Raw genomic sequence first — 22,386 nt, forward strand, 5'->3', positions numbered from 1 at the left:
TCCCCTTTCACCGAAATCGGAACGCGCTCTCCCGGAGAGAGCATTTGTTGCCCCTCCCCTGAAATGCTGATTCTACTCACGCGAACTCAAGACAGGCATAAATAACTGTAGGCTGCCAGGTATCAGCAACTATGCCTCGGCACTCCCGGCCTTCAAATTTTGGCAAGCAATGAAAAAGAACAATGCCGCAAAAAGGTTGATCGACGCGCCAATCGTCATGGCCACGCCAAGCGAGCCGGCCATATCGCTGATCAGCCCGATCGCGACCGGCCCAACGCCCACGCCAACGAGATTGGCGAGCATCCAGTATGAACTGCTGACCGTTCCATGCATACTGGTGGGGGATGATGCCAGAACAACAGCGGTCACCTGACCGGACCACCCCCCCAGAATGACGCTGAGCATGATGACGAGCACAATCGTGGCCGGTTGACCCGGCACCGTCGCCATGAGCCAGCACACGGGCAGGGACAGGCATAACAATAGTGCCGGAAATCGGTAGGTTCCTGTGATGCTTCCGCGAGCCAATGCCGGTGTTGCGAATCCGGCCACGACTGAGCCAAGCGTATTGCCGCCGATTGTCGCCACCGCCATGATAATTCCCGTCTCACCAAGGCTGAACTCTCGCACCCGTATCAGGAACGGTCCCAGCCATGTGATTAGGGATGCGTGCGCAAGAGAGGCACACGTTCCGGAAATTACAATATATAGCAACGCTCTGTTCCGGGACATTTCACGGATAGCTTTACCGAATGAGGGTTTTGCTGATTTGGAATTGTTTGCAGCGCGTCGCGCCGGCTCCCTGATGGTGGTCAACACCAGAAGGGCAAAAACAAAGCCGGGAATACCTGCAATCAGAAAAACGGCACGCCATCCATAATATTGAGCGACAAATCCGCCGACCAGGAAGATAAGCCCGGTTCCCAAGCCCATGGCCAGGTAATATATTCCCATGGCTTTGGGCAATTCTTCGCGGTCAAACAGATCTCCGATGATTGAAACGCTGGCTGGAGGTCCTCCGGCTTCAGCCGCGCCTACGCCGATGCGCATCAGCAGGAGCGAAACAAATCCCGTTGACAGTGCCCCCAGAGCCGTCAGCCCACTCCACACGGTCACCACAATTGCGATGAGCCGCACACGGTTCGTGCTGTCAGTGAGCCGCCCGATTGGCAGGGCGACCACAGCGAGCGCGCCGGAATGGGCCAGACCCGACAATAAACCCAGCGCGGAATCGGATAGACCGAATTCCTTTTTGATCGGCTCGATCAGGACAGAAATTACCGCACGATCAATATAGTGAGTGGTAAATATCGCCGTCAGAATGAACAGGACATACCAGCGGTAACTCGTATGCCCGCTCTGCATTTCATTCACCTCTTACACCCCATCGCACTACACAGCGGTAATAATTATTGCCCAGACCTGCCGACGGTCTGGCCATCCGATGCCAATATCGGCTGGTTGCACTATAGAGTTCGCCGGCCAGAGGGCTAAGGTGGTTCACAAACAGTCCATGGCCATCATGGCATTAACGCAATTCCCGATCCCGTCTTAGGGTACGCGTGCTGAACGCCGGACGCTGAACTTCGGCTCATCCCGAGTTCTGACGCAAGTCCCTCGCTGATGGCGTGTCTTGTCCCCTTCAGGGCTCTCCGGAGCACTGGCATTAAGAGAGCCCCGGACCACACATGATCACTGACAGAAAAATTGTTATTACGGGGGTGACTGGCAAAGCTGTCGAGCCGCTCGCGCGTGTATTGGCACAAAGCAACGAGGTATATGGCGTTGCGCGCTTTTCCGATGAACGCGACCGAGCCCGGATATTCGCGGCTGGCATAAAACCCTGTATTGCCGATTTTGCGACGGGTGACTTCTCAAACGTTCCCAAGGAGCCCGATTTCGTTCTGCATTTCGCGTGGATGCGAGCCGGTCTTGGTGAACTCGACAGGGCCATCGCCGTCAATGTCGTTGGCGCCGGACTGCTTCTGCAGCATTGTGTCGGCGCCAAGGCGGCCCTGATTGCATCCTCAATGGGGATCTATTCTGCACATGAAGACCCGTATCACAAATTCAAGGAAAGTGATCCGCTGGGTCGAGGCAGCTCTGCCTATGCCGCAACCAGTCCGGTCACCAAGCTTGGTCTGGAGGCAGTCTCTCGCTTTTGCGCCCGCGCCTTCAACTTGCCTGTCACAATTGCCAGACTCAACACTGTCCTGGGCCCGGTGAGCGCCTATCATGGTCATTTGTGCCATAATGTCCTGAATGGCGTGGAGACAGTTCTACCTGGGGATCCGAATCTTCACTCACCGATCCACATCACAGACATGATCGCTCATATGGAACCGCTTCTCGACGCAGCCGCGACTTCGGCTCTGACTGTCAACTGGTGCGGTGATGACACCGTTTCATCACAAGAGACACTGGATAAGATCGGCGCAGCTTACGGTCGAAAGGCACAGTATCGGACCGAGACGAAGGTCGGCGTGCCCAAGGGCAATGCCGCGAGTGCCGAACTCCGCAGGAGTATTACGGGTCCGTGCAAAATGACCTTTTCCGAAGGATTGCGCGATCTGATCAATCAGGTCAGGTCCGACCAGGGTGACAACCAGATTCAAACATAGAGGAAGCGCGCAAAGGACCATCAAGGCACGGGATCATGCGCATTGATTTGCCGAACCCTCAAAATGACATGAATGACGGGGTTTCACCATGTCTGAAGTGCCGCCAGATTATGTTTGAATAATTTCACGGGCCCTCCCCGACTCAAGAACGTACAGGTCTCAGGTCCACGCGGAGAGGTTAGGAACACAACCATCTTCACTGCATGAAGCCGTGCGCACATTAGCACCAAACAGACATCTCGGGATGATACGATGCACAAAATCCGGCACCCCTCGCCAATCTCCGAAAAATCCGCCAGCTTTCTCAAACATAAGAAGCAGTTGCTGATCGATGGAGAATGGACTTCAGGAAACGATTCTCAAACCCTGTCGGTCTACGATCCTGCGACAGGCAAGCAGATTGCCGTAAGTGCCGCAGCGACGGCCGAAGATGTGAATCGCGCTGTGGCTGCAGCCCGACGCACCTTTGATAACCGCGTCTGGCTGGAAATTGACCCCGCCGAACGCGCCAAGATCTTGTGGAAGATCGCCGACATTATTGACAGTCGAGCCGCCGATATTATCGAAATCGAAGTCCTGAACCAAGGGATGCCGGCCTATGTCGCGCAATGGACGCTCGGCATGTCATCCAATGTCTTCCGGTACTATGCCGGGTGGATCTCGAAGATCCAGGGTATCACCACGAATCTCGATACGCCTCAACGCAACTTCCATGCTTATACCATTCGTGAACCGATGGGGGTGGCCGCCTTGATCGTACCATGGAATGGCCCATTCTACTTTGCCTGCGCCAAACTTGCTGTCGCCCTTGCAGCAGGATGCAGCTGTGTGCTTAAGCCGTCAGAAGAAACGCCTTTGAGCGCCGTGATGCTTGGCGAAATCCTGATTGAAGCAGGCATACCCGCCGGGGTCGTCAATATTGTTCAGGGACTGGGAGATATCGCAGGCGAAACCCTGGTCAATCACCCTGATGTCGACAAGATCGGATTCACGGGATCGACTGCGGTCGGAAAAAAGATTGTTCACTCGTCGGCTGAGACGCTAAAGCATCTCACACTTGAGCTTGGTGGAAAATCACCGGTCATTATCTTTGAGGATGCGAACATAGAAAACGCTCTTGCTGGTGCAGCCCAAGGCGTTTTCCAGGGCTCCGGACAAATGTGCGTGGCCGGATCGCGAGTATATGCTCATCGCAACGTCTATGACAAGATCGTGGAAGGCCTGAGCCTGCATGCCAGGAATCTGAAGCTTGGCAGCGGGTTCGATCCTTCGGTACACCTAGGCCCCTTGGTGTCCGCCAAGCAGCTCAAACACGTGTCCTCCCTTCTTGACAGTGCAGAGCCCCAGGGAGCTGAAATCGTCACAGGGGGTAAGAGATGGGGCGAGGAGGGATTCTTTGTCGAGCCGACCGTTCTCGCAAACGCACCTTCTACTGCGCGTGTCATGCGGGAAGAAATATTTGGTCCAGTTGTAGCTGTAACGCCTTTCGATGAGATCGACGAGGTAACTCAGTGGGCAAATGATACACATTATGGCTTGGCCGCGGCAATATGGACGCAGGACGTGAACACTGCCCACACAATGGCACGCCGGATGAGGGCGGGCCAAATCTGGTTGAACTGCCAGCTTGCTTCTGACCTTTCAATCCCGTCAGGCGGGTTCAAACAGTCCGGGCTCGGCAAGGAACACGGATTGGAAGGTCTGGATGCCTACCTGCAAACCAAATCGGTCTTTCTAAAGCTCTAGTTTTCTGCCCTTTCGGAAGGATCACAAGCTTATTCGACAAATGGTCAGGATCTGCCAATGAACGTTAAACGTCACTCCAGAGACTTGATTTCAGCTCCACGTGGACTTGGATGGATCCTGACCTATCGCGCCAATCTCGCCCCGGATCAGGCCTGCTATACAATCCGTGACACAACGCTGACGAGGGGGGAGCTAGACTTGCAGGCCAACCGGATGGCGCGGGCCCTCTTGTCCCGGGGCGTGAAGAAGGATGACCTCGTCGCAATCTGCTTACCAAACAGTCCAGCTCATCACATATTTGCATTTGCCATCTGGAAAATCGGCGCCACGCCGATGCCGCTTTCTCCAAAGTTGCCAGCCTCAGAACTGAGGGAGATCCTCAGACTCGCCTCTCCTGCTCTCCTGGTTGGCAGCATTCCCGGCGTCCGGCTGGATCTGCCCGTGATGGCAGGTGACTTCGTCCCGGACCCCCTCCTGCCAGATCATGCACTGCCCGAGGCCATTGCCTCCAGCGTGAAGGCGATTACCAGTGGGGGCAGCACGGGGCGTCCTAAGATAATCGTTGATGGTCGGCCCTCCACCCTAATACCTGACGAGCCCAGCCCATTCCTGCAGATCCGGATAGACGACATTATGTTGCATCCGGCGCCGCCATATCACAGCGCCGGTTTCATGCAGATGAACTGGGGATTGGCCTGGGGCGCCCATATTATCTGCATGGAGAAATTTGATGCCGAAGACTGGTTGCGGCTAGTCGAAAAACACAGGGTTCGCTGGGCCTATCTCGTTCCCACAATGATGAGCCGAATATGGAGCCTTCCCGACAAGATTCGAAACCAGTATGACGTTTCATCGCTTGAGGTCGTGATTCACATGGCATCTCCCTGCCCTGACTGGCTGAAGGCTGCATGGATTGACTGGCTTGGCCCAGACCGAATCTTTGAAGTTTACGCTGGATCCGAAGGCATTGCCGCGACTCTCATTACTGGCACTGAATGGCTTCAACATCGCGGCTCTGTCGGAAAACCTGCGCAGGAAGTCCGCATTCTGAGTGAAGACAATGAACCACTCCCACAAGGGGAAATCGGAGAAATCTACTTCCGAATGCCGACCGGAAACGCAGCTCCTTATCGATATATTGGCGCGGAAGCCCGAAAGATTGATGCGTGGGAATCTTTGGGTGACATGGGATATCTGGACCGAGACGGTTACCTGTATATAGCTGATCGACGCACGGACATGATCGTCAGTGGAGGGGTAAATATTTACCCCGCAGAAATTGAAGCCGCGCTGGAAGCTCATCCACACATATTCTCAAGCGCAGTCGTAGGGCTTCCGCATGCAGATTTCGGGCGCGTACCTCATGCGATCATAGAGCTTGAACCCGGCTCAGAAACCCTGACAGCTCAAGACATTGAGGCCCATCTGACAGAACGCCTTGTACGCTATAAGCTGCCGTACACTTACGAATACACTTCCGCACCACTAAGGGACGCATCCGGCAAGATGAGGCGTAGCGCACTTCGTGATGACTGCGAGTTGCGCCTGATGCAAGGCAAGAAATTTCCTGGCCTTCGTACGGCGCGATAGCAATTCCACACATACGCATGCCCTAGGCGTCATAGAAAGTCTTCTCCAGAGGCCTCCTCTTTCATCTCGCGCACTATGCCGTTTTCCTGGTAAGTACAACTCGCGACTGAGCACCGGAACCTTGCTGTTCTCCGCGCCAGTGCGCTAAAGTTTATTGTCCCCAGGATTATAATCAACCTAGCTGATCTACGGGCCGGCCAAGAATCCTTTCCTGTCAAAATCCTGTGATGGAGCTGATAAACGGCATAAATCCGGAGAGGTTCGGATCTTTCCAAACCTCCGATACCTGTCCTAGTTAAAGCCGCAGAGACCTCAGCCTGATAATTACGAAACGGGGCACGGGGTAGCATTGGGAGGACAAAACAGATGAGAGCAGTTCGATTTGGATGCGCATCGGTCAGCGTACTGGCATTTTCGGCTATCTATGCATCCGCACACGCACAAGAGACCGAAACAGTAGATGCGGTCGATTCCACGGCGGAACAGGCAGAGGATGCTGCCAGGTCACTGGACACCGTAATTGTAACAGCTCGCCGACGGGAAGAGTCGGCGCAGGACGTTCCAATATCAATGACCGTTCTGTCGCAAGACGACCTTCTTGAACAGTCCGTGTTCAACGTTAAGGATCTTCAGAGCACTGCGCCAAATGTCTATATTGGACAGGGTGGCGCGTCACCAGGCGCCTTGGCCTTTGGCATTCGGGGGCAATTCCAGAATGACGTTCTGACGACTCTCGACCCGTCAGTTGGTGTTTACGTAGACGGCGTATACTGGGCTCGTTCCCATGGCATGAATGCGAACCTACTCGATATCTCCCGCATCGAAGTTCTCAAGGGGCCCCAGGGCACATTGTTTGGTCGCAATACCACGGGTGGTGCCATTAATGTAACTACCACAGATCCGAGTTTTGATGGCATCAGCGGCCATGTTCAAGGCAGAGTCGGGAATTTCAGCGAGCGGGACGCGGAATTCGCAATTAATCTGCCAATCATGTCTGACATGATTGCTCTGCGACTCACAGGGGCATTCGCAAAACATGACGGCTATTACGATAATACGTTCCTGAATACGGAGCTCGGCGAAGAGGATACTCGAAGCCTGCGGGCAAAGCTTCTTTTTGAGCCCAATAGCGATCTGTCTTTTCTCCTGTCTTACGAATATTTTGATCTGGACCAGGCGGGCAAGCCAACCAATCTGGAGTTTGCGCTTCCCTTTCCGGCCGCACCTGAAATCATCGCAGCCTTGTCATCCGGCGGCTGCCTTCAGTCATTTGATCCGGCCTGCCCGGCACCATTTGTTCCAGGCTCGCAAACGTTCGCGCAGTACGCCAATGATGGATTTTACAATTCCAGTCTCAATCAGGATGCGAATGAGACGGTTCACACCGAAACAATCTCCGCGACGGTCACGTATGATCTTGGGTTTGCCGATCTGAAATATATCGGCGCCTATCGATCAATGGAATCGGATACCGGCAGGTTTGACTATGACGGAACGCCTTTCACCATTCTGCATCCCCAGCAATTTGCGGCGACCGACCAAAATAGTCACGAAGTGCAGCTGAACGGACAGATCGCCGAAGACCGCATAGATTACACACTCGGCGCATTCTATTTTGAAGAGGAAGGGATAGATGGTAACAACACGCTTGCTCTACCTCTCCTTAATCCAAACAATCCCACCCAGACCCTCGGGGACGTGTCAGGTGAGAGCTGGGCAGTGTTTGCACAGAGCTCGTTCGACATAACTGACGCGTTTTCAGCAACAATCGGTATTCGGTATTCAGAAGATTCCAAGTCTTTGGATCTGAGAAGTCGCTCGGCGGGAGTGTGTTCCCTCAGCGCTGGTGATCCACCCGTCCGATTGTCCCCGACCGATGAATGTCTTATTTCGCAATCGCGAACCGATGATTCCATCAACTATCTAATCAGCCTGGAATATGACTGGACGTCTGATTTCATGACCTATGCGAAGACCTCGAAGGGCTATCGTGCAGGGGGTTTCAATTTGCGCGGCACTACGCCCTTCACCTATGGCGGTTTCGCACCCGAGGAGGTTATCGATTATGAACTTGGCCTCAAGTCGCAGGTATTCAACAATCGCTTCCGGCTGAATGCGGCAGCGTTCTATTCTGACTACACAGATATCCAGCGCAGCGTTCTGGTGCCAAATGGCGTCGGCGGCGTTGCTACGACGACCATCAATGCGGCCGCTGCAGAAATCTACGGAATAGAGATTGAAGCAACAGCTCTTTTGACAGATGAATTTGAGTTGAATGCAGCTGTTGGCATCACCGAAGCGGAATATTCCGAATTCATGTCGCAATGCCCTATGCCCTATCCTGCGACCGCTGTGGTGCCGTGCATCGATGATAAGTTCGATCGCTCTGGGGAAAAGTTCGAGAGAACACCGCCCTTCACGGCCGGCATAGGCGCCACGTACACCAAGCAGCTGACGCGGGGAGTCCTGACACTCCATAGCGATTATTACTATCAAGACGATATTTACGATGTTGGTGTCACGCAGACACTTACGCCCGGCTATGTCCAATACATACGTCAGGGGGGATATGGTCTCCTGAACGCGCGCCTCCGGTATGAATTCGGCAATAGTGGATTTTCTATCGCTGCCTATGGAAAGAATTTGACAGATAAGAAATACACGACGTTCCAGCTGGACTTGGCAAGCGCCGGGCTTGGCTACTTCTCGAACAGTCCTGGCACCCCAAAAACTTACGGCATTGAAGGGCGCTGGGAGTTCTAAGCCTCTTCGACAGTAGCCGATCAATTGCAATCGGCTGCATCCTCCTCCTGAGGTGGTCTGGCAAGACCACACTAACCTTCGGCGGCCTTGTGCCGCCGCCTTTTTACACCGCTGCGTACATGTCACCACATGCGCTGCGGGCACATACAAATAGGGCACCAGCCATGATGAGTGATGACACCAGAAATAATTTGCCTGACCTTGCACAGCGTCTGTCCGCATTCATGGCCCAACATGTCTATCCCAATGAGCGACGATATTATCTGGAGGCCGAACGCATGGGCCCGTGGAAAAATTATCCGGTCGTCGAAGAGTTGAAGGCTCTGGCGCGTGCAGAAGGTTTATGGAATCTCTTTTTGCCAGCGGAGGAATCAGGAAGCGGACTCACCAATGCCGAATATGCCCCGCTTTGTGAAATCATGGGACGAAGCCTTTTTGCCCCCGAAATATTCAACTGCTCGGCACCCGATACCGGGAATATGGAGACGATTCTCCGCTATGGGAGTGAAGAACAGAAAAAGACATGGCTGGCGCCGCTGCTCGCAGGCGAGATCCGATCCTCTTTCGCCATGACCGAACCGGACGTCGCGTCTTCCGATGCCACCAACATTGCAAGCTCGATCGTTCGCGATGGCGATGACTATGTAATCAATGGCCGTAAATGGTATACGACCGGGGCGACCGATCCGCGCTGCAAGATCATAATTTTCATGGGCAAGAGCTCTCCCGAATCGGAAAATCCCTATACCCGACAGTCTATGATTCTCATTCCGCGGGATCATCCGGGCGTTCATGTCATTCGCGCCATACCGGTGCTGGGATTTTATGGTGTTCCCGACCGGGCTGCTGAAGTTGTTTTCAAGGATGTCCGTGTACCGGCAACGAACATGTTGCTGGGAGAAGGACGGGGCTTTGAGATTGCGCAAGGTCGATTGGGTCCCGGCAGAATTCATCATTGCATGCGCCTCATCGGCCTGTCTGAACGCGTCCTTGAACGGATGTGCAGGCGGGCTGCCGGACGCAGTCCATTCGGACGGAAACTGTCAGACCAAACAGTAACGCTGGAGCGGATTGCCGAAGCTCGCATCCTGATTGATCAGGCCCGCCTGCTCACCCTGAATGCTGCTGTAAAGATGGACACGGTCGGCAATAAGGCTGCGCGCCAGGAGATCGCGATGATAAAGGTCGCTGCCCCTAATATGGCGCAGAAAGTTGTAGACTGGGCCATTCAACTCTTCGGCGGCGGCGGTACCAATAACGATCATTTACTATCCGCAGCCCTCGCAACTGCGCGGTTACTTCGGCTGGCAGACGGCCCGGATGAAGTTCATAGAAATCAGATCGCGCGCCTTGAAATGCGGCGCCACGAGCAAAGCGATCCTGCCCTGACAGGCGGTGATGCAAGCGTTCTAACGCTTGAGGAGGTCAGGCGAATTGACAGCGAAGGCCTGTGGCCGAGTCCCCATCGTCGTGGCGTCTGAAGCCTCACAACCACTCACGGTATCACCTGATTGGCGCGGCTTTCTGCGACGCCTCGGGCACCGGGAACCTCAGTCCCAGCAGGGTCACCGCAATCAGCAGCACCGCCGAGACATAAACGCTCGTTTTCAGACCGGACATATCTGCGACCAGCCCCCAAATATAGCTTCCCAGGGAGACACCGCCAAAAGCGAACATGTAATAAGTCGCTATACACCGGCCCACGAGCCGTTGTGGCACGTAACTCTGGATCGCTATATTGATCGTCGAGAGTGACCCAACCCAGCAGGCCCCGGCCAGAAGCGCAAATGGCAGGGCTAATGACAGAACACGGAAGGACATGATGCCGGCCATGCCAAGAGCAAATCCGAGACTGCCGATCGTGAAGACATTCTGGAGTGTCAGGCGTCTTCGCATCTCGTCCGCTATGATCGCGCCTGCAATGGAGCCCACGCCAAGTGCTCCCAGCAAAAGTCCGAAAGTCAGCTGTCCACCATGCAGAATGTCCTTTGCGACGAGCGGCGCCAATGCCCATATGGATGAGGACATCAGACCAAACAGGCTTGATCGCACCAGCGTCCGACGGATCGCCGGTTCCCGCCACGCATAGTCAACGCCGAGCGCGATGGAATGACGGATTCCCTTTACCGTGTCATCCCGATTGAAGACCGGACGCCAGTTGAGCAAAACGAAAATGAGCGCTGTATACGACAAGGTATTGAGGAAAAAATTACCCGTTGGACCGATGCCGGCCATGACCATCCCACCTATGGCTGGCCCGAGGCTTCGAGCGAGATTGAACCCAATCGAATTGAGTGCAATTGCCGACGACAGTAGAGATACCGGTACCTGGTCTCGCAATGATGCTTGCCATGTTGGCGAGTTGATTGCCGTTCCGGCTCCGATAAGGAAGGTGAGACCCAGCAGGGTAAACGGCGTAACATGGCCAAACGCCGAAAGCAGGGTCAGGACAGCGCTAACGGCGAGCATCATGCACTGTGCAGACAGCATCACCAGACGTCGGTCAAATGTGTCCGCCGCAGCGCCCGCAAAGAGGGCGAGGAGCAGAATAGGAATGGTCGTTGACGATTGCACGAGGGCAACCATCTGGGCCGAATCCGTCAGCAATGTCATCAACCAGGCCGCTCCAACGGCCTGAATCATGGTCCCAAAATGCGCCGCGAGGTTGGCCAGCCACATATTGCGGAAGACCGGATATCGCAGCGGCTGCAGGGTCGTTATCATTCGGTGGTCTTAATATGACGGTCGCCGTCAAACAGTTCACGCATCCTTGACCTGTCGAATTTCATGGACGGTGTCCGTGGAAGCCCCGGCACGATCTTGATGACCGTTGGAACCTGGTAGGCAACAAGTTTGCTCCGGAGATGAGCCAGCAGGCATTCCACACTTGCCTCGGCGCCCCTATGCAGCTTTACGAGTGCAACAGGCACCTGACCAAGACGCTCGTCCGCCAATCCCAGTGCATATGCCTCATCTACCGCCTCATGCTGCTTGAGGGCATCGGTAATGACCTCAGGGACAATCTTGAACCCGCCCCTATTGATGGCATCATCGGCACGACCATGAATGTACAGGAAATCATCACCATCAATTGATGCAAGGTCTGATGTACGAATCCAGTCGGATCCGACACGGTGCACACGGACCTCCAGAATCCCCTGCCCCCTTTTCTCCCTTCCCGTTTCCGGATCGACGATCCGAAAATCGGCGACATTCCTCCGTACTCGTCCCACGGCGCCCTGCTTGGCCTGGCCATATTTTATCCTGTCACACAAGCGGTCATTGGCAATCGCGCCACAATATTCGGTTGCCCCATAATTTCCCAGAACCAGAAGATCGTAGCGCCGTTCGAACTCAGCTACGACCCCATGATCTGGCGGGGCCGAGCCCGTCCAGACCGCTCGCAAACTTGCCAGCTTGTCGGACTCCGGATTCTCGTCAAGCACCATTTTCATCATTGCAGGCGGCAGGCCGGCAATCTGGTGCTTGTACGTATAGATGGCGCGAATCCATTTCCGGGAATCAAATTTCTCAAGAAGGATCAGTCGCCTGCCTGTAATGCCGGCACGCGCAACCGTGAGTGCACCCGTGATATGGGCGAGCGGCGAATACTGGATCAGTGGAGACTGTTTGCGCCCCGGCATGGGGACCTCTCCAAACTCCTGATTGATCGTATCGCTTTCCATAACTGAGGCGAATAGCGTATCATATCGGATCGGAATACGTTTGGGCTTGCCGCTTGTACCGCTTGTCCCGATCAGAAGAGCACACTCTTCTGTTTTGATTTTTGCACGGATCGAGCAGCCTGGCACAAAATTCGGTTCGCCCTTTTCGAGCGACCCAAGACTGATCAGAGGGATAGCGCTGTTATTAGCCGTCTCAGCGAGGCGCAGACTGTGTATGACTTCCGTCTCGGCCACCATCAGACTCAGGCCAAGCTGCGCCACCTCATCCAGGATGGCCTGCCCGGTCTGGAAAGGATTGATCAGTACGACGCAATAGCCGCCCTTGAGCAACCCCAGGAACGCCGCAACACATTCAGGACGATTCCGGGCCACGAGCCCGATCTTTGCCTGCGCTGGTGCCCCCGCGGCCTCGATCAGCAGATTCATCGGCGAAGCCAGCGCGGCCAGTGCCCCCCATTTCACCCAACTTCCATTAAATTCGATTCCATCCATATCGGACAAATTGTCGAGGGTTCCGCTGAGACTATAGGATACTCTGTTGAACATATATCTATCTCCGTACCCGCCTGGAGGCCCATCAGACTGGGCCAGAAGGCTGCAGATATTTCCACACAAGACTATACGCTGTGTGCCCTCGAGATAAGTTCAACATGACATGTGTTTCGATGCGATGTTCTGCATAGGGATGCGTTGGAATCACACTAATCACGATTTGAGGTGATCAGCCTTTGAATATGAGTATATCCATGCTGAAAGCTTGCAGGAACGCGACCTAGCCAATGGATTCAAACGCCAACCAGGCTTCATCCTGTTCAAGCAGGTCATCCGGGCATTCGGTAAAGTCCTGGGTAGACCCGAAATTACGTAATGCCAGGTCAGCCCGCTCAGGCTGCCAGGCCCAGCACCCGCCAACCGGTCCGGACCGCCGCCCCGGTGCATCGAGATCCACCGTTCGCCCGTTGGAAATGAAGATTGCGCGGCGAAGCACGAGTGCTGCTTCGGCTTCGTCCGGCCGCAGATGCTCTTGCGTCCATCCAGTGAATCCGGCTCCGAGGGACCGCCCGGAATAGGGTGGCGGATTCTTCACAGCATAGCCATCCAATTCCCAATTGAGCATCAGCTCATCCGCGCGCCGAAGTCGCGCGCGCCTGGGCGTGCCGGGCAGCTTGTCATCCACTTCGACATCATACTGCCGAAAGGTGGTGCCGCGCGATAATGCGGCAACAGCGAGTCCGGCAAGGTCAATCATGTGCGTACATTGAAGGCGCGCATCAGTATGTTTCAGCACGCTAGCCGAAGCGGTGTCGATCCTCATCCCGATCAGTTCGGTAAGTCTGTTTCCGGCCTGGCTGCAAATCACCGTGGGTGTACGAAGTGACTGGGCTGCTGCGGTTTCTACATGACCGTCACGTGACACGATCGTGACACGGAAATGATGAAAGTCGTCTTCGACAGCTGCCCGGGCTTCATGCACACCTAGCGCAAACTTGCGCGTCGCCACTGCTATCCGCCTACGCAATACACCCATTATCGACCTTGTTTCTTTCTGAGAGGGCCGCCTGCTCACGCACCACATGTGATTGGAATAAGCGCTCCGTTGATGCAGCGTGCTGAGTCTGAGAGCAAGAAGCCGATGAGGTGCGCAACTTCGTCGGGAGGAATCCAGGCTGACATATCCGCCTCGGGCATCGAGAGGCGATTGGCCGGCGTATCGAGGATGCTCGGCAGGATCGCGTTGGCTCGCGCCCCGACGGGTCTCAATTCCCTGGACAGGGATTGCGTGAGTTTTTCCACCGCGGCCTTGCTTGCCGCATACGGGCCCATGCCGACATCGGCCTGCGAAGCCCCCGCAGCGCCGATATTGATGATGCTACCCTTCGAAGCCTTCACCTGTTCCAGGCTGGCCATGCTCATGTGAAGCGCCGTCTGGAGGTTGATGGCCCACATCCTGTTCCATGTCTCAACTGATCCTTCTGCCAGGGTCTCCCAGACAAATCCGCCAGCTATGTTCACCAGGTTTTCAATCGGACCCCACAGATCGACAATCTCGGCAATGGAGCGTCTGACATCCTCAAAATCGGTCAGGTCCACTTCTCTGCCACAGGACCTTATACCGTCTTGCTCTGGGACGGGCTGCACGTCGATAGCACAAACAATCAATCCCTTGTCTGACAATTTCTTTGCAACGCAGGACCCAAGTGCACCTGCTGCGCCGGTGACAATGGTCACTCCCTGTTTTGTCTGACCCATGGCCGCACCCTTCCTCACGTCTTCTTTTTTTGCCGGGCCCAGTCGCGCACCGGAACAAAGTCAGGGGCCGAAGAGGCTCGGTGTCGCAACCAGTTGGCCCCATCCACGACAAGTGTATGGCCGGTGATGTAGGAAGCGTAGGGTGAGCAGAGGAAGCATGCGGCCCAAGCGAGCTCCTGAAGCTGTCCAACGCGTCCCGCAGGGATTTGCCGGCCGCGATCAGTCGACCAGCTTCCCTTCATGTGCTCTGCTGTATCTTCGTGTGGAAATACCCCCGGTGCAATTGTATTGATCCGGATTTGATCCACAGCCCATTCAACGGCGAGCGTTTGCGTCAAATTGTTTACCGCTGCCTTGGCGGCTGCAGAATGCGCTGAGCCAGGCCCCCCTGTCCAGGCAAAGGTGGCGCCGATATTGAGAATAGCCCCCTTGCCTTCGGCGGCGAGCCGACGTTTGTGAAACTCCTGCGCGCAGAAGAAGGTGCCATCCATGACAATCTGGGTTACCGCGCGCCAGCCATTCGGCGATATGTCTTCGGCTGGCGCCATGAACCGGCCAGCCGCATTGTTCACCAGAACCGAAACCGGGCCAAGTTTTCTCTCGATTTCATCGAATGCTCCGGCAACGTTTTCCGGGTCTCTGATGTCGAGTTCAACGCCGACCGCCTCGACCCCCAGCGCCTCAATCGCCGCGACACCCGCATCACGATGTTCAGCACTTCGGCTTGCAATCGCGATACGTCCGCCGAGACGGGCAAAGCCTTTCGCCATTGCCTTGCCGAGCCCTGTCCCGCCACCGGTAACCATGATGACATCTTCGCTGAACGTGTCAGGCGGAAGGAAGTCATGATTTTCAGGAAACGGTTCCGGGAGTGACATCTCAGCATCCTTTGAATTCTGGTTTACGGCTTTCAGTGTGTGCGGTCTTTGCCTCTTGACGGTCTTCCGTCTTGTATAGCGCCGTTATGGCGATGAGTTCTTCCCGGATACCTCTCCGGATCGACTCGCCCTGAAGGCCGTCAATGAGAATTTTGGCCATCGCGACATGGATGGGCGGGCGTGCAGCAACTTTAGCCGCAAGATCGAACGCGAAAGCGTCAAGGTCCTTGTCTGGTACAACGAAATCAACCAGACCCCATTGCAGGGCCTGATGGGCCCCAACGGCGTCACAGGTCATCAGCATGTATTTTGCGCGCGATGCGCCAGCGAGGGCCGCCGTGATGACGGACCCGCCGCCATCAGTTATTATTCCATGATCGATTTCAGGCAGGGACAGCCGAGCCGTTTCTGAGGCAACGCGCATGTCACAATGCAGCGCGATCTCGAATCCGCCGCCAATTGCGTGGCCGCGCAAGGCCGCGATCACAGGCTTCTGACTGTCGATGAGATTGAATTTGCGGCTCTGACTTTGGCTGACATGTGCGAAATCGCTGACGCCCTCAGGACGAACGCCCAGCGCCGACGTATCCCGGCCACTGCAAAAGGACTTGCCTTCTCCTCGCAAAAGGATCGACCGGACATCACAGTCGGCCTGGGCTCTGGCAATCGCATGCGCAAATGCCTCACTCATGGCTGAGTTCATTGCATTATGCTTTTCGGGCCGGTTCAGGCTGATAATGGCGACCCGGTCCCTCGCTTCATACAGGATAGCGTCCATACTCTCTGAAATACCTTTCACATTGTGCCGGCTCAGTTGGCCACGAGCAGCCGGTTGAGAATTTCACTCACCTCAAGCACGCTTGCAGGCTGCGTGAACCCTGTCTCGTCAGTGACCTTGTCCCAATTCGCCAGCAAGGACTCCGCCGTCACATTGCCCGGCACCGACCACCCCTCTGTCAGGCCAATGAAACACCTCGAGAACCAGCCTGCTCCGGCCATGAAGATGTCGCCATTGGCCGGGCAGTCCCGGTGAACGAGCAGCGTCGCGATGGGCGCGACCCTGTCGGGGGCTTTCGGAGCGTTCGGGTCGTCGGAAACATTATTGGTCAGCCTGGTCCCGGCGATCGGTGCAAGTGCATTGACCGTGATACCTGACCGCTCACCCTCGATCCGGAGAGATCTCATCAATCCGACCAGCCCCATCTTTGCCGCGCCATAAGCGGTCTGTCCGAAATTCCCGAGCAGGCCGGAAGCGGATGTCGTCAATACAATGCGCCCGCCATTGGGGTTTCCCTTCATCGCCAGAAAAGCTGGTTGGGAAACGTTGATACCACCCCAGAGATGGACATCCACAACGGCTTGTGCGTCGTCAAAGTCAAGCTTGGCAAAGCTCCGATCACGCAGGATTCCGGCATTGCAGATAACACCGTCGACCCGTCCCCATGCATCGAGGGCTGCCTGAACAATGGCTTTACCGCCCTCTTGGGTTGCAACCGTGTCGAAATTTGCGACCGCCTCGCCGCCACAAGCCTTGATCATATCCACCACCTCGGCCGCCGGACTTGCATCGGCCCCGTCGCCCGAGGCCGATCCCCCGAGATCGTTAACGACCACGCGGGCGCCTCGCCGGGCCAGGTCCAATGCATATGAGCGTCCGAGGCCGCCCCCCGCGCCCGTCACGATTATGACGTCGCCGTCAAACCTCACCTCTGTCATGATTTTCCCTTGCCGGAATATTCTGCAGCAGCCTGCATCATCTCGGCACCACGTCTGGAGAGTTCAGCAGGTGGAACCGGCATGGTCACCGGGCCATATGCGCGCGAAGGCAACATCACCTTGGCCACCCCCCTGGTTGTCTCATCACCGCGCTGATTGACCCCTTTTAAGGCAATATCAACAACCGGCTGACCGTTCTCGACACGCTTCCCGGTGACTTCCCCGGAAATGATATGGAAGTCGCCGACGAAGTTGAATTGCCGCAGATCAACTTTCAACTCTGCGAGCCAGCCATCATCCCCCATCCAATTGGTCACAATGTGAGATAGCCACGCAAATCGCATGATCGCATAATCATAGCCGCCTGGCAGGCCAAGATCCTGCGCCCGGCGATCGTCCCAATGAACGCGCTGCTGCGGTTGTGGTACGCCCCAATCGTCCGGCGTATAGAATGCGGAGATTTTCTGGCGCGCCTTCCAACCATATCTCAGCGGACCGATATTGTATCCATCGGCCATGCCGGTCGCGATATGGCGGCTGATAATCTCCACCATTGAAAGCGGTCCCTTGGCGACAGGTGTTAGCTCCTCGCCAATGTCCACATCCTCATGATACCGACGTTCAGCCCCCCGGCGTTTCTCAGCCGCATAGACTTCATCGATCCGGGCGATGTCATCCGGCGAATAGACGTGTTTCTCGCGGTCAGCATACTTGCCCTTTTCCTTCGATCCCCGGCGCTCCGCATTTACACAGGAATGTTCGCGTGTGGCGATCGGTGCTCCAGACCGGTCGACATAGAGCGAACGATAGGAATCAATCACGCTCCGGCCGCCAGAGAAACTGGAATCCTTCACCTGGATGTCCGAAGTGGTATATTCTTCGTAGGCGATATCACCCTCAAAAATCGGCTTGTAGAAAGACCACGTGGTTGAAGCGAGATATTTTCCGACCCCCCGAAACAAGCCCTTGAACAGCGGCTTTATATCATCAGAATAGGGCGGCGTTTCGTTTTCACCCATCGTCTGGATAAAGAGCGGATGAGCAACCGGTCCCCGCCAACGCGATTTGGACGCGTATCCCGGGTCATGCCAAAGTGGGTTATCATCCCCGACAAGGCCAAATGCAAAATGGCGCATTGCATCCTGTGATGCCCGCACATTGAATGTCGGCACAAACCGACGCTGAGGGATGCCGATTTGCTTACGGGCCCGCTCAATGTCTTCGTCAGTGATCGTGCCGTCTATGTCTCGCGCTGAAGGCGCTGCTATGTCTGCCATATTGAACCCTTTATGACGTAATCAGAGGTCGTATTTATCTTGGAATAGTTTTCGAAGCGCAGGCCGGTCCACCTTCATGGAGAGGGTACGCGGAAGGCTGTCCAGGAACTCGAACGCGACCGGTACCATATACGCGGCCATCTGCTCTCGTCCGAAATCGTTCAACTCCTCGCTGGTCGGTCTCGGCACATCAGATGCTGGTTCAATGACCGCTATCGGTACTTGTCCCAGGCGAGCATGCTTCACAGCCAGTATGCCGACTTCCCGAACGCCCGGATGCAATCTCAGCACCTCTGCGACTTTGTCCGGCAATACCTTGAACCCACCCCGATTGATCGCCTCATCGGCGCGCCCGTGCAGGTAAAGAAAGCCATCTGCATCCAGCGAGGCGAGATCCGTTGTACGAATCCAGTCCGGACCGGCACGTGGAGTCTTGAGATTCAATGTCCCGATTTCTCCAGCCGGCAGCGCCTCATTGGCCTCCTGCCCGGTAATCCGGACCTCCATGTCTGGACGCAGCCTACCGACCGAACCGCGCTTGCTTTGTCCATAAGCTTTGTGATCCGCGAGCGACCAGCCGGCGATGCCGCCCATGAACTCGGACGCGCCGTACTCCACCAGAACAGGCACCTTGTAATGTTCTTCGAAACGCTTTTGCGTTTCGGGATCCAGCGCAGCCGTCCCGCACCGAATCGCCATCAGGCTGCTAAGCTTTTGGGGCGGAATATCGGCCTCAAGCACCATGGTGATCATCGAAGGCACAAGACTGCAAACGCGCGTCTTCGTTCTCTCAACAGCGTCCGCCCAGCCTTCGGGCGTAAACTTCTCGTGCAGATCGATTGGTCTTGCCTGATTCAGCGAAAGGAGCGCCCCCCACATCCCGCCGGAATGGGAGAAAGTGGTTTGCAAGATGGCGGGAGACCGCTTCACTTTGAGCGGTTCTGCCTGCTTGTTCTTTTCCGACCGGGCACCGAGCTGCATGGCTTTGGCAAAGGTTGCTGACGGCACAGGAATGCGCTTCGGCTCGCCGGTCGTACCACTGGTGAGCCGCTCGGCAACTATGTCCTCGCCCAACGAGCGGAAGGGTCCCTCACCCAGTTCCGCCAAGCCAGATGCGAACTGAACCGGCTCGATCGCACCGATATCAAGGACCAGACCCGCCGCCCCGATATCTTTCATTGCTGACATGAGTTCGGGCGTGAAATCCTGCGCCACGCCTACCACAACACCCATCTTGAGCTGGCGCTCTTGCTCAGCGGTTTTCTCGGCAGGTTGATGAGGATTGAGCGGCGAGATGCAATGGCGTGTCTGGATAAGGCCTATCAACGCCCCAACGAGCGACGGATCATTGCGCGCGAGCCAGCCGACACAGGCAAATTCCGGCACATCCAACGCCTCAAACTTATCAGACAGTCCATCCGCAATCGCTCCCAGGTCACCCCAAGAATAGCCTCTGCCTTTGAAGCGTACGGCTTCACTTTCCGGCTCCAGCTTCGGCAAAGAAGCGAAATGTGCCGCAATCTGTTCTGCTTGCTCGATTTCAGTCACAATCCCAATTCCATTTCTGACATGTTTTCACAATTCACCTGCCACCCCATATATAGATACACAGCCAGCATCGTTATTGTGAATCCCGCATCGCCGAGCTAAAAATTCACAAATGACTGTGAACGAGATGGAAAGCGACCCAATAATGCTGAGCGATGAGCAAGATCAGTGTCCCCTATTCGGTCCATAAAGTGACTTCGCTTCACAAAAATATGGGGTGTGTGCTCTCCCGTAAACCCTATGCCACCATGGTTTTGAATATTCTTGGCCGCGTTGTTGAACAATGCGTTCTTGCTGATCATGCAGGCCGCATGCGCCTGATAGGCTGCGTCACTGGCCTCATCCGCATGCGCCAGTATGGCAAAAGCCGTCTGACTCCAGGCCGAAACCGACGCCGCCAGCATGTCAGCACACCTGTGCTTCACCGCCTGAAATGCCCCGATCGGTTGGTTGAACTGATGCCTCACGCACGCATAATCTACCGACATCTGCGTCGCCGCTTCGGCCGCTCCGACCATATATGCGGCGACAAGTAGATTCATGCGACGGCATAAGGTCGGCGAAACCATGCTGACCACTCCGCCGGTCACGTCACCTCGCTCCAGGCTCAGCGTCCAATCCATACTGAGGACATCCCGCCGCCCAGCAAGATCGCTGGCTGCGACAAATCCTATACGATCGTCCCGGCACACCAGTATCAACTCCACATCCCGGGAATCAATAAAATGCCACTCACCCAGCAGGTCTTCATCCGCCGCTGTGATGCTCGCTCCGGCTCCAATGGCTACTGCGCCGCTCATGATATTGTTGGCCAGCGAACCGTTTTGGGATGTCAGCGCAACATGTGGCGCGACAATTCCCATCAACAGCGCTGGCGACAGAAGCACACGGCCGAATTCTCGGGCGACCAGCGCTTCCTCCGCGAGTCCATATCCGACGCCGCCAAACTCTTCAGCAACACCGAGTCCGAAGACACCGAGCCCGGCGAGCGCATGGCGCAAAACCTGATCTTCGTTCGCCACAGCGGCACCCGACGAGATCAACCGATCGATCGCCGCAGTATCTGCGAGGAACGACGAGATGCTGTCGATAATTTGCTGCTGTTCGTCAGATGGCTGAAGGTCAATCATTGTCTCGGTCCCCTTGGCAGGCCAAGAACACGCTCGCCGATCAGATTGCGCTGGATGTCGGATGTTCCGCCACCAATTGTACTTGCATAAGAGCGCAAGTAGAAAAAGACGAGGCCCTCCGCGAGCGTGGTCTCCAGACTGTCGCCCCCCAGTATGTCCATACTCAGCTTCCGCGCGCGCTGGGCGACCTCGGAATAGATGAGTTTGACAATAGAGCCTTCCGGTCCGGGATTGTCATGACCAGCGCGCGAGATCGTCGCATATGTCATTGAGCGTATCGCCGCTGCGTCAGCCCTCAGCGCCGCCAGGCTCGCGGCGATGTCCGGATTATCTAGCATGGAACCGGTTCCGTCGACTCCGGGACGGTCTCGGGCCATATCGATCAACGCCTCGATCAACTCACTATTCTGAATCTGGTCGGCAATGAAACCTGTGCCTCGCTCAAAGCCCAGTGTTGCGTTCGCTGTTGCCCATCCCTTGCCCAGCTCACCGACCACATTTGACAGCGGTATGCGCACATTATTGTAGAAAACCTGGCAAAAATGATAATCCTCGGCGGCGGTCATCGTCCGGATTGGCCGCAACTCTATTCCAGGCGCACTCATGTCGCAGATGACCCAGCTGAGCCCGTGATGGCGTTCTGATCCCGGCTGCGTCCTCAGCAGCAACTCCTGATAGTCCGCATGCTGCGCATAACTCGTCCAGATTTTCGATCCATTCACGATAAGTTCGTCACCATCGAGGACAGCTTTGGTCGACAGGCTGGAAAGATCGGACCCGGAATTCGGCTCAGAAAACCCCTGACACCAGACCGCTTCCCCTTTCAGGATTTTGGGGAGATGGTCCCGCCTCTGGCTTTGAGTCCCACAGGCAATCAAGGTCGGACCGGCATGACTGAGGCCAACGAAGCAGCAACCCGATCTCGGCGCGCCAGCGAGCGCATATTCCTCATGCCAGATTAGCTGCTCCATGAGGCTGGCACCGCGTCCGCCGAACTCTTTCGGCCAGGCTATTCCCGCCCAGCCCGCTTCATACTGACGCCTTTGCCAGGCGAGGTCGAAGTCCCGAACTTCATCCCCGGCAAAAGGGCGGACTGTCTTTGGAACATTGTTAGTCAGCCAGTCCCGGACTTTGGCCCGAAATGCAGTTTCCTCTGATGTCACTTCGATCTTCAACGATCA

The 22,386-nt window shown here is 55.7% G+C and carries 17 protein-coding genes; 5 read left to right on the forward strand and 12 right to left on the reverse strand.

Going from position 1 to position 22,386, the window contains the following annotated elements; all coding sequences use genetic code 11:
* Positions 1–129: 129 nt before the first annotated feature.
* Positions 130–1,365 (reverse strand): MFS transporter, encoded by a 1,236-nt coding sequence (locus V7660_RS06150; protein ID WP_335602245.1) that lies wholly within the window; start codon positions 1,363–1,365, stop codon positions 130–132.
* A 323-nt stretch (positions 1,366–1,688) separates the two neighbouring features.
* Here V7660_RS06150 and V7660_RS06155 point away from each other — a divergent pair, with 323 nt between their 5' ends.
* The 5 genes from V7660_RS06155 (at position 1,689) to V7660_RS06175 (ending at position 10,201) form a co-directional block, all read left to right on the forward strand.
* Entirely contained in the window at positions 1,689–2,621 is a 933-nt protein-coding gene (locus V7660_RS06155) for an NAD-dependent epimerase/dehydratase family protein (protein ID WP_335602246.1), read from the forward strand.
* A 252-nt stretch (positions 2,622–2,873) separates the two neighbouring features.
* Positions 2,874–4,367, forward strand: coding sequence for an aldehyde dehydrogenase family protein (locus V7660_RS06160; RefSeq protein WP_335602247.1), 1,494 nt, complete (start codon positions 2,874–2,876; stop codon positions 4,365–4,367).
* Positions 4,368–4,424: 57 nt separating this feature from the next.
* Positions 4,425–5,957 (forward strand): AMP-binding protein, encoded by a 1,533-nt coding sequence (locus V7660_RS06165; RefSeq protein ID WP_335602248.1) that lies wholly within the window; start codon positions 4,425–4,427, stop codon positions 5,955–5,957.
* Positions 5,958–6,323: 366 nt separating this feature from the next.
* Positions 6,324–8,720, forward strand: coding sequence for a TonB-dependent receptor (locus V7660_RS06170; RefSeq protein WP_335602249.1), 2,397 nt, complete (start codon positions 6,324–6,326; stop codon positions 8,718–8,720).
* Between the two features lie 167 nt (positions 8,721–8,887).
* On the forward strand, positions 8,888–10,201 hold the full coding sequence (locus V7660_RS06175) for an acyl-CoA dehydrogenase family protein (protein WP_442910032.1): 1,314 nt from the start codon (positions 8,888–8,890) through the stop codon (positions 10,199–10,201).
* Positions 10,202–10,223: 22 nt separating this feature from the next.
* Here the strand turns inward: V7660_RS06175 and V7660_RS06180 are convergent, their stop codons facing one another.
* The 11 genes from V7660_RS06180 to V7660_RS06230 form a co-directional block, all read right to left on the reverse strand.
* Entirely contained in the window at positions 10,224–11,444 is a 1,221-nt protein-coding gene (locus V7660_RS06180; protein ID WP_335602251.1) for an MFS transporter, read from the reverse strand.
* Positions 11,441–12,952 (reverse strand): class I adenylate-forming enzyme family protein, encoded by a 1,512-nt coding sequence (locus tag V7660_RS06185; protein ID WP_335602252.1) that lies wholly within the window; start codon positions 12,950–12,952, stop codon positions 11,441–11,443. The genes V7660_RS06180 and V7660_RS06185 overlap by 4 nt, the downstream gene beginning before the upstream one ends.
* Positions 12,953–13,178: 226 nt before the next feature.
* Complete coding sequence (locus V7660_RS06190; RefSeq protein ID WP_335602253.1) at positions 13,179–13,907, reverse strand: DUF2889 domain-containing protein; 729 nt, start codon at positions 13,905–13,907, stop codon at positions 13,179–13,181.
* Positions 13,908–13,969: 62 nt separating this feature from the next.
* Entirely contained in the window at positions 13,970–14,656 is a 687-nt protein-coding gene (locus V7660_RS06195) for an SDR family NAD(P)-dependent oxidoreductase (protein WP_335602254.1), read from the reverse strand.
* Between the two features lie 14 nt (positions 14,657–14,670).
* A complete protein-coding gene (locus V7660_RS06200; protein WP_335602255.1) occupies positions 14,671–15,534 on the reverse strand; it encodes an SDR family oxidoreductase in 864 nt (287 codons plus the stop codon).
* 1 nt (position 15,535) lies between these two features.
* Positions 15,536–16,312: an enoyl-CoA hydratase/isomerase family protein gene (locus V7660_RS06205; protein ID WP_335602256.1), complete on the reverse strand. Its 777-nt coding sequence runs from the start codon at positions 16,310–16,312 to the stop codon at positions 15,536–15,538.
* Between the two features lie 32 nt (positions 16,313–16,344).
* Positions 16,345–17,250, reverse strand: coding sequence for an SDR family NAD(P)-dependent oxidoreductase (locus V7660_RS06210; RefSeq protein ID WP_335602257.1), 906 nt, complete (start codon positions 17,248–17,250; stop codon positions 16,345–16,347).
* Positions 17,247–18,527, reverse strand: coding sequence for a hypothetical protein (locus V7660_RS06215; protein WP_335602258.1), 1,281 nt, complete (start codon positions 18,525–18,527; stop codon positions 17,247–17,249). Before V7660_RS06215 ends, V7660_RS06210 begins: the two co-directional genes overlap by 4 nt.
* A gap of 21 nt (positions 18,528–18,548) precedes the next feature.
* Complete coding sequence (locus V7660_RS06220; RefSeq protein ID WP_335602259.1) at positions 18,549–20,075, reverse strand: class I adenylate-forming enzyme family protein; 1,527 nt, start codon at positions 20,073–20,075, stop codon at positions 18,549–18,551.
* Positions 20,076–20,173: 98 nt separating this feature from the next.
* Positions 20,174–21,205, reverse strand: coding sequence for an acyl-CoA dehydrogenase family protein (locus V7660_RS06225; RefSeq protein WP_335602260.1), 1,032 nt, complete (start codon positions 21,203–21,205; stop codon positions 20,174–20,176).
* Positions 21,202–22,380 (reverse strand): acyl-CoA dehydrogenase family protein, encoded by a 1,179-nt coding sequence (locus V7660_RS06230; RefSeq protein ID WP_335602261.1) that lies wholly within the window; start codon positions 22,378–22,380, stop codon positions 21,202–21,204. The genes V7660_RS06225 and V7660_RS06230 overlap by 4 nt, the downstream gene beginning before the upstream one ends.
* Positions 22,381–22,386 lie beyond the last annotated feature (6 nt).

It is taken from the genome of Hyphomonas sp. (assembly GCF_036964145.1).
GTDB lineage: Bacteria > Pseudomonadota > Alphaproteobacteria > Caulobacterales > Hyphomonadaceae > Hyphomonas.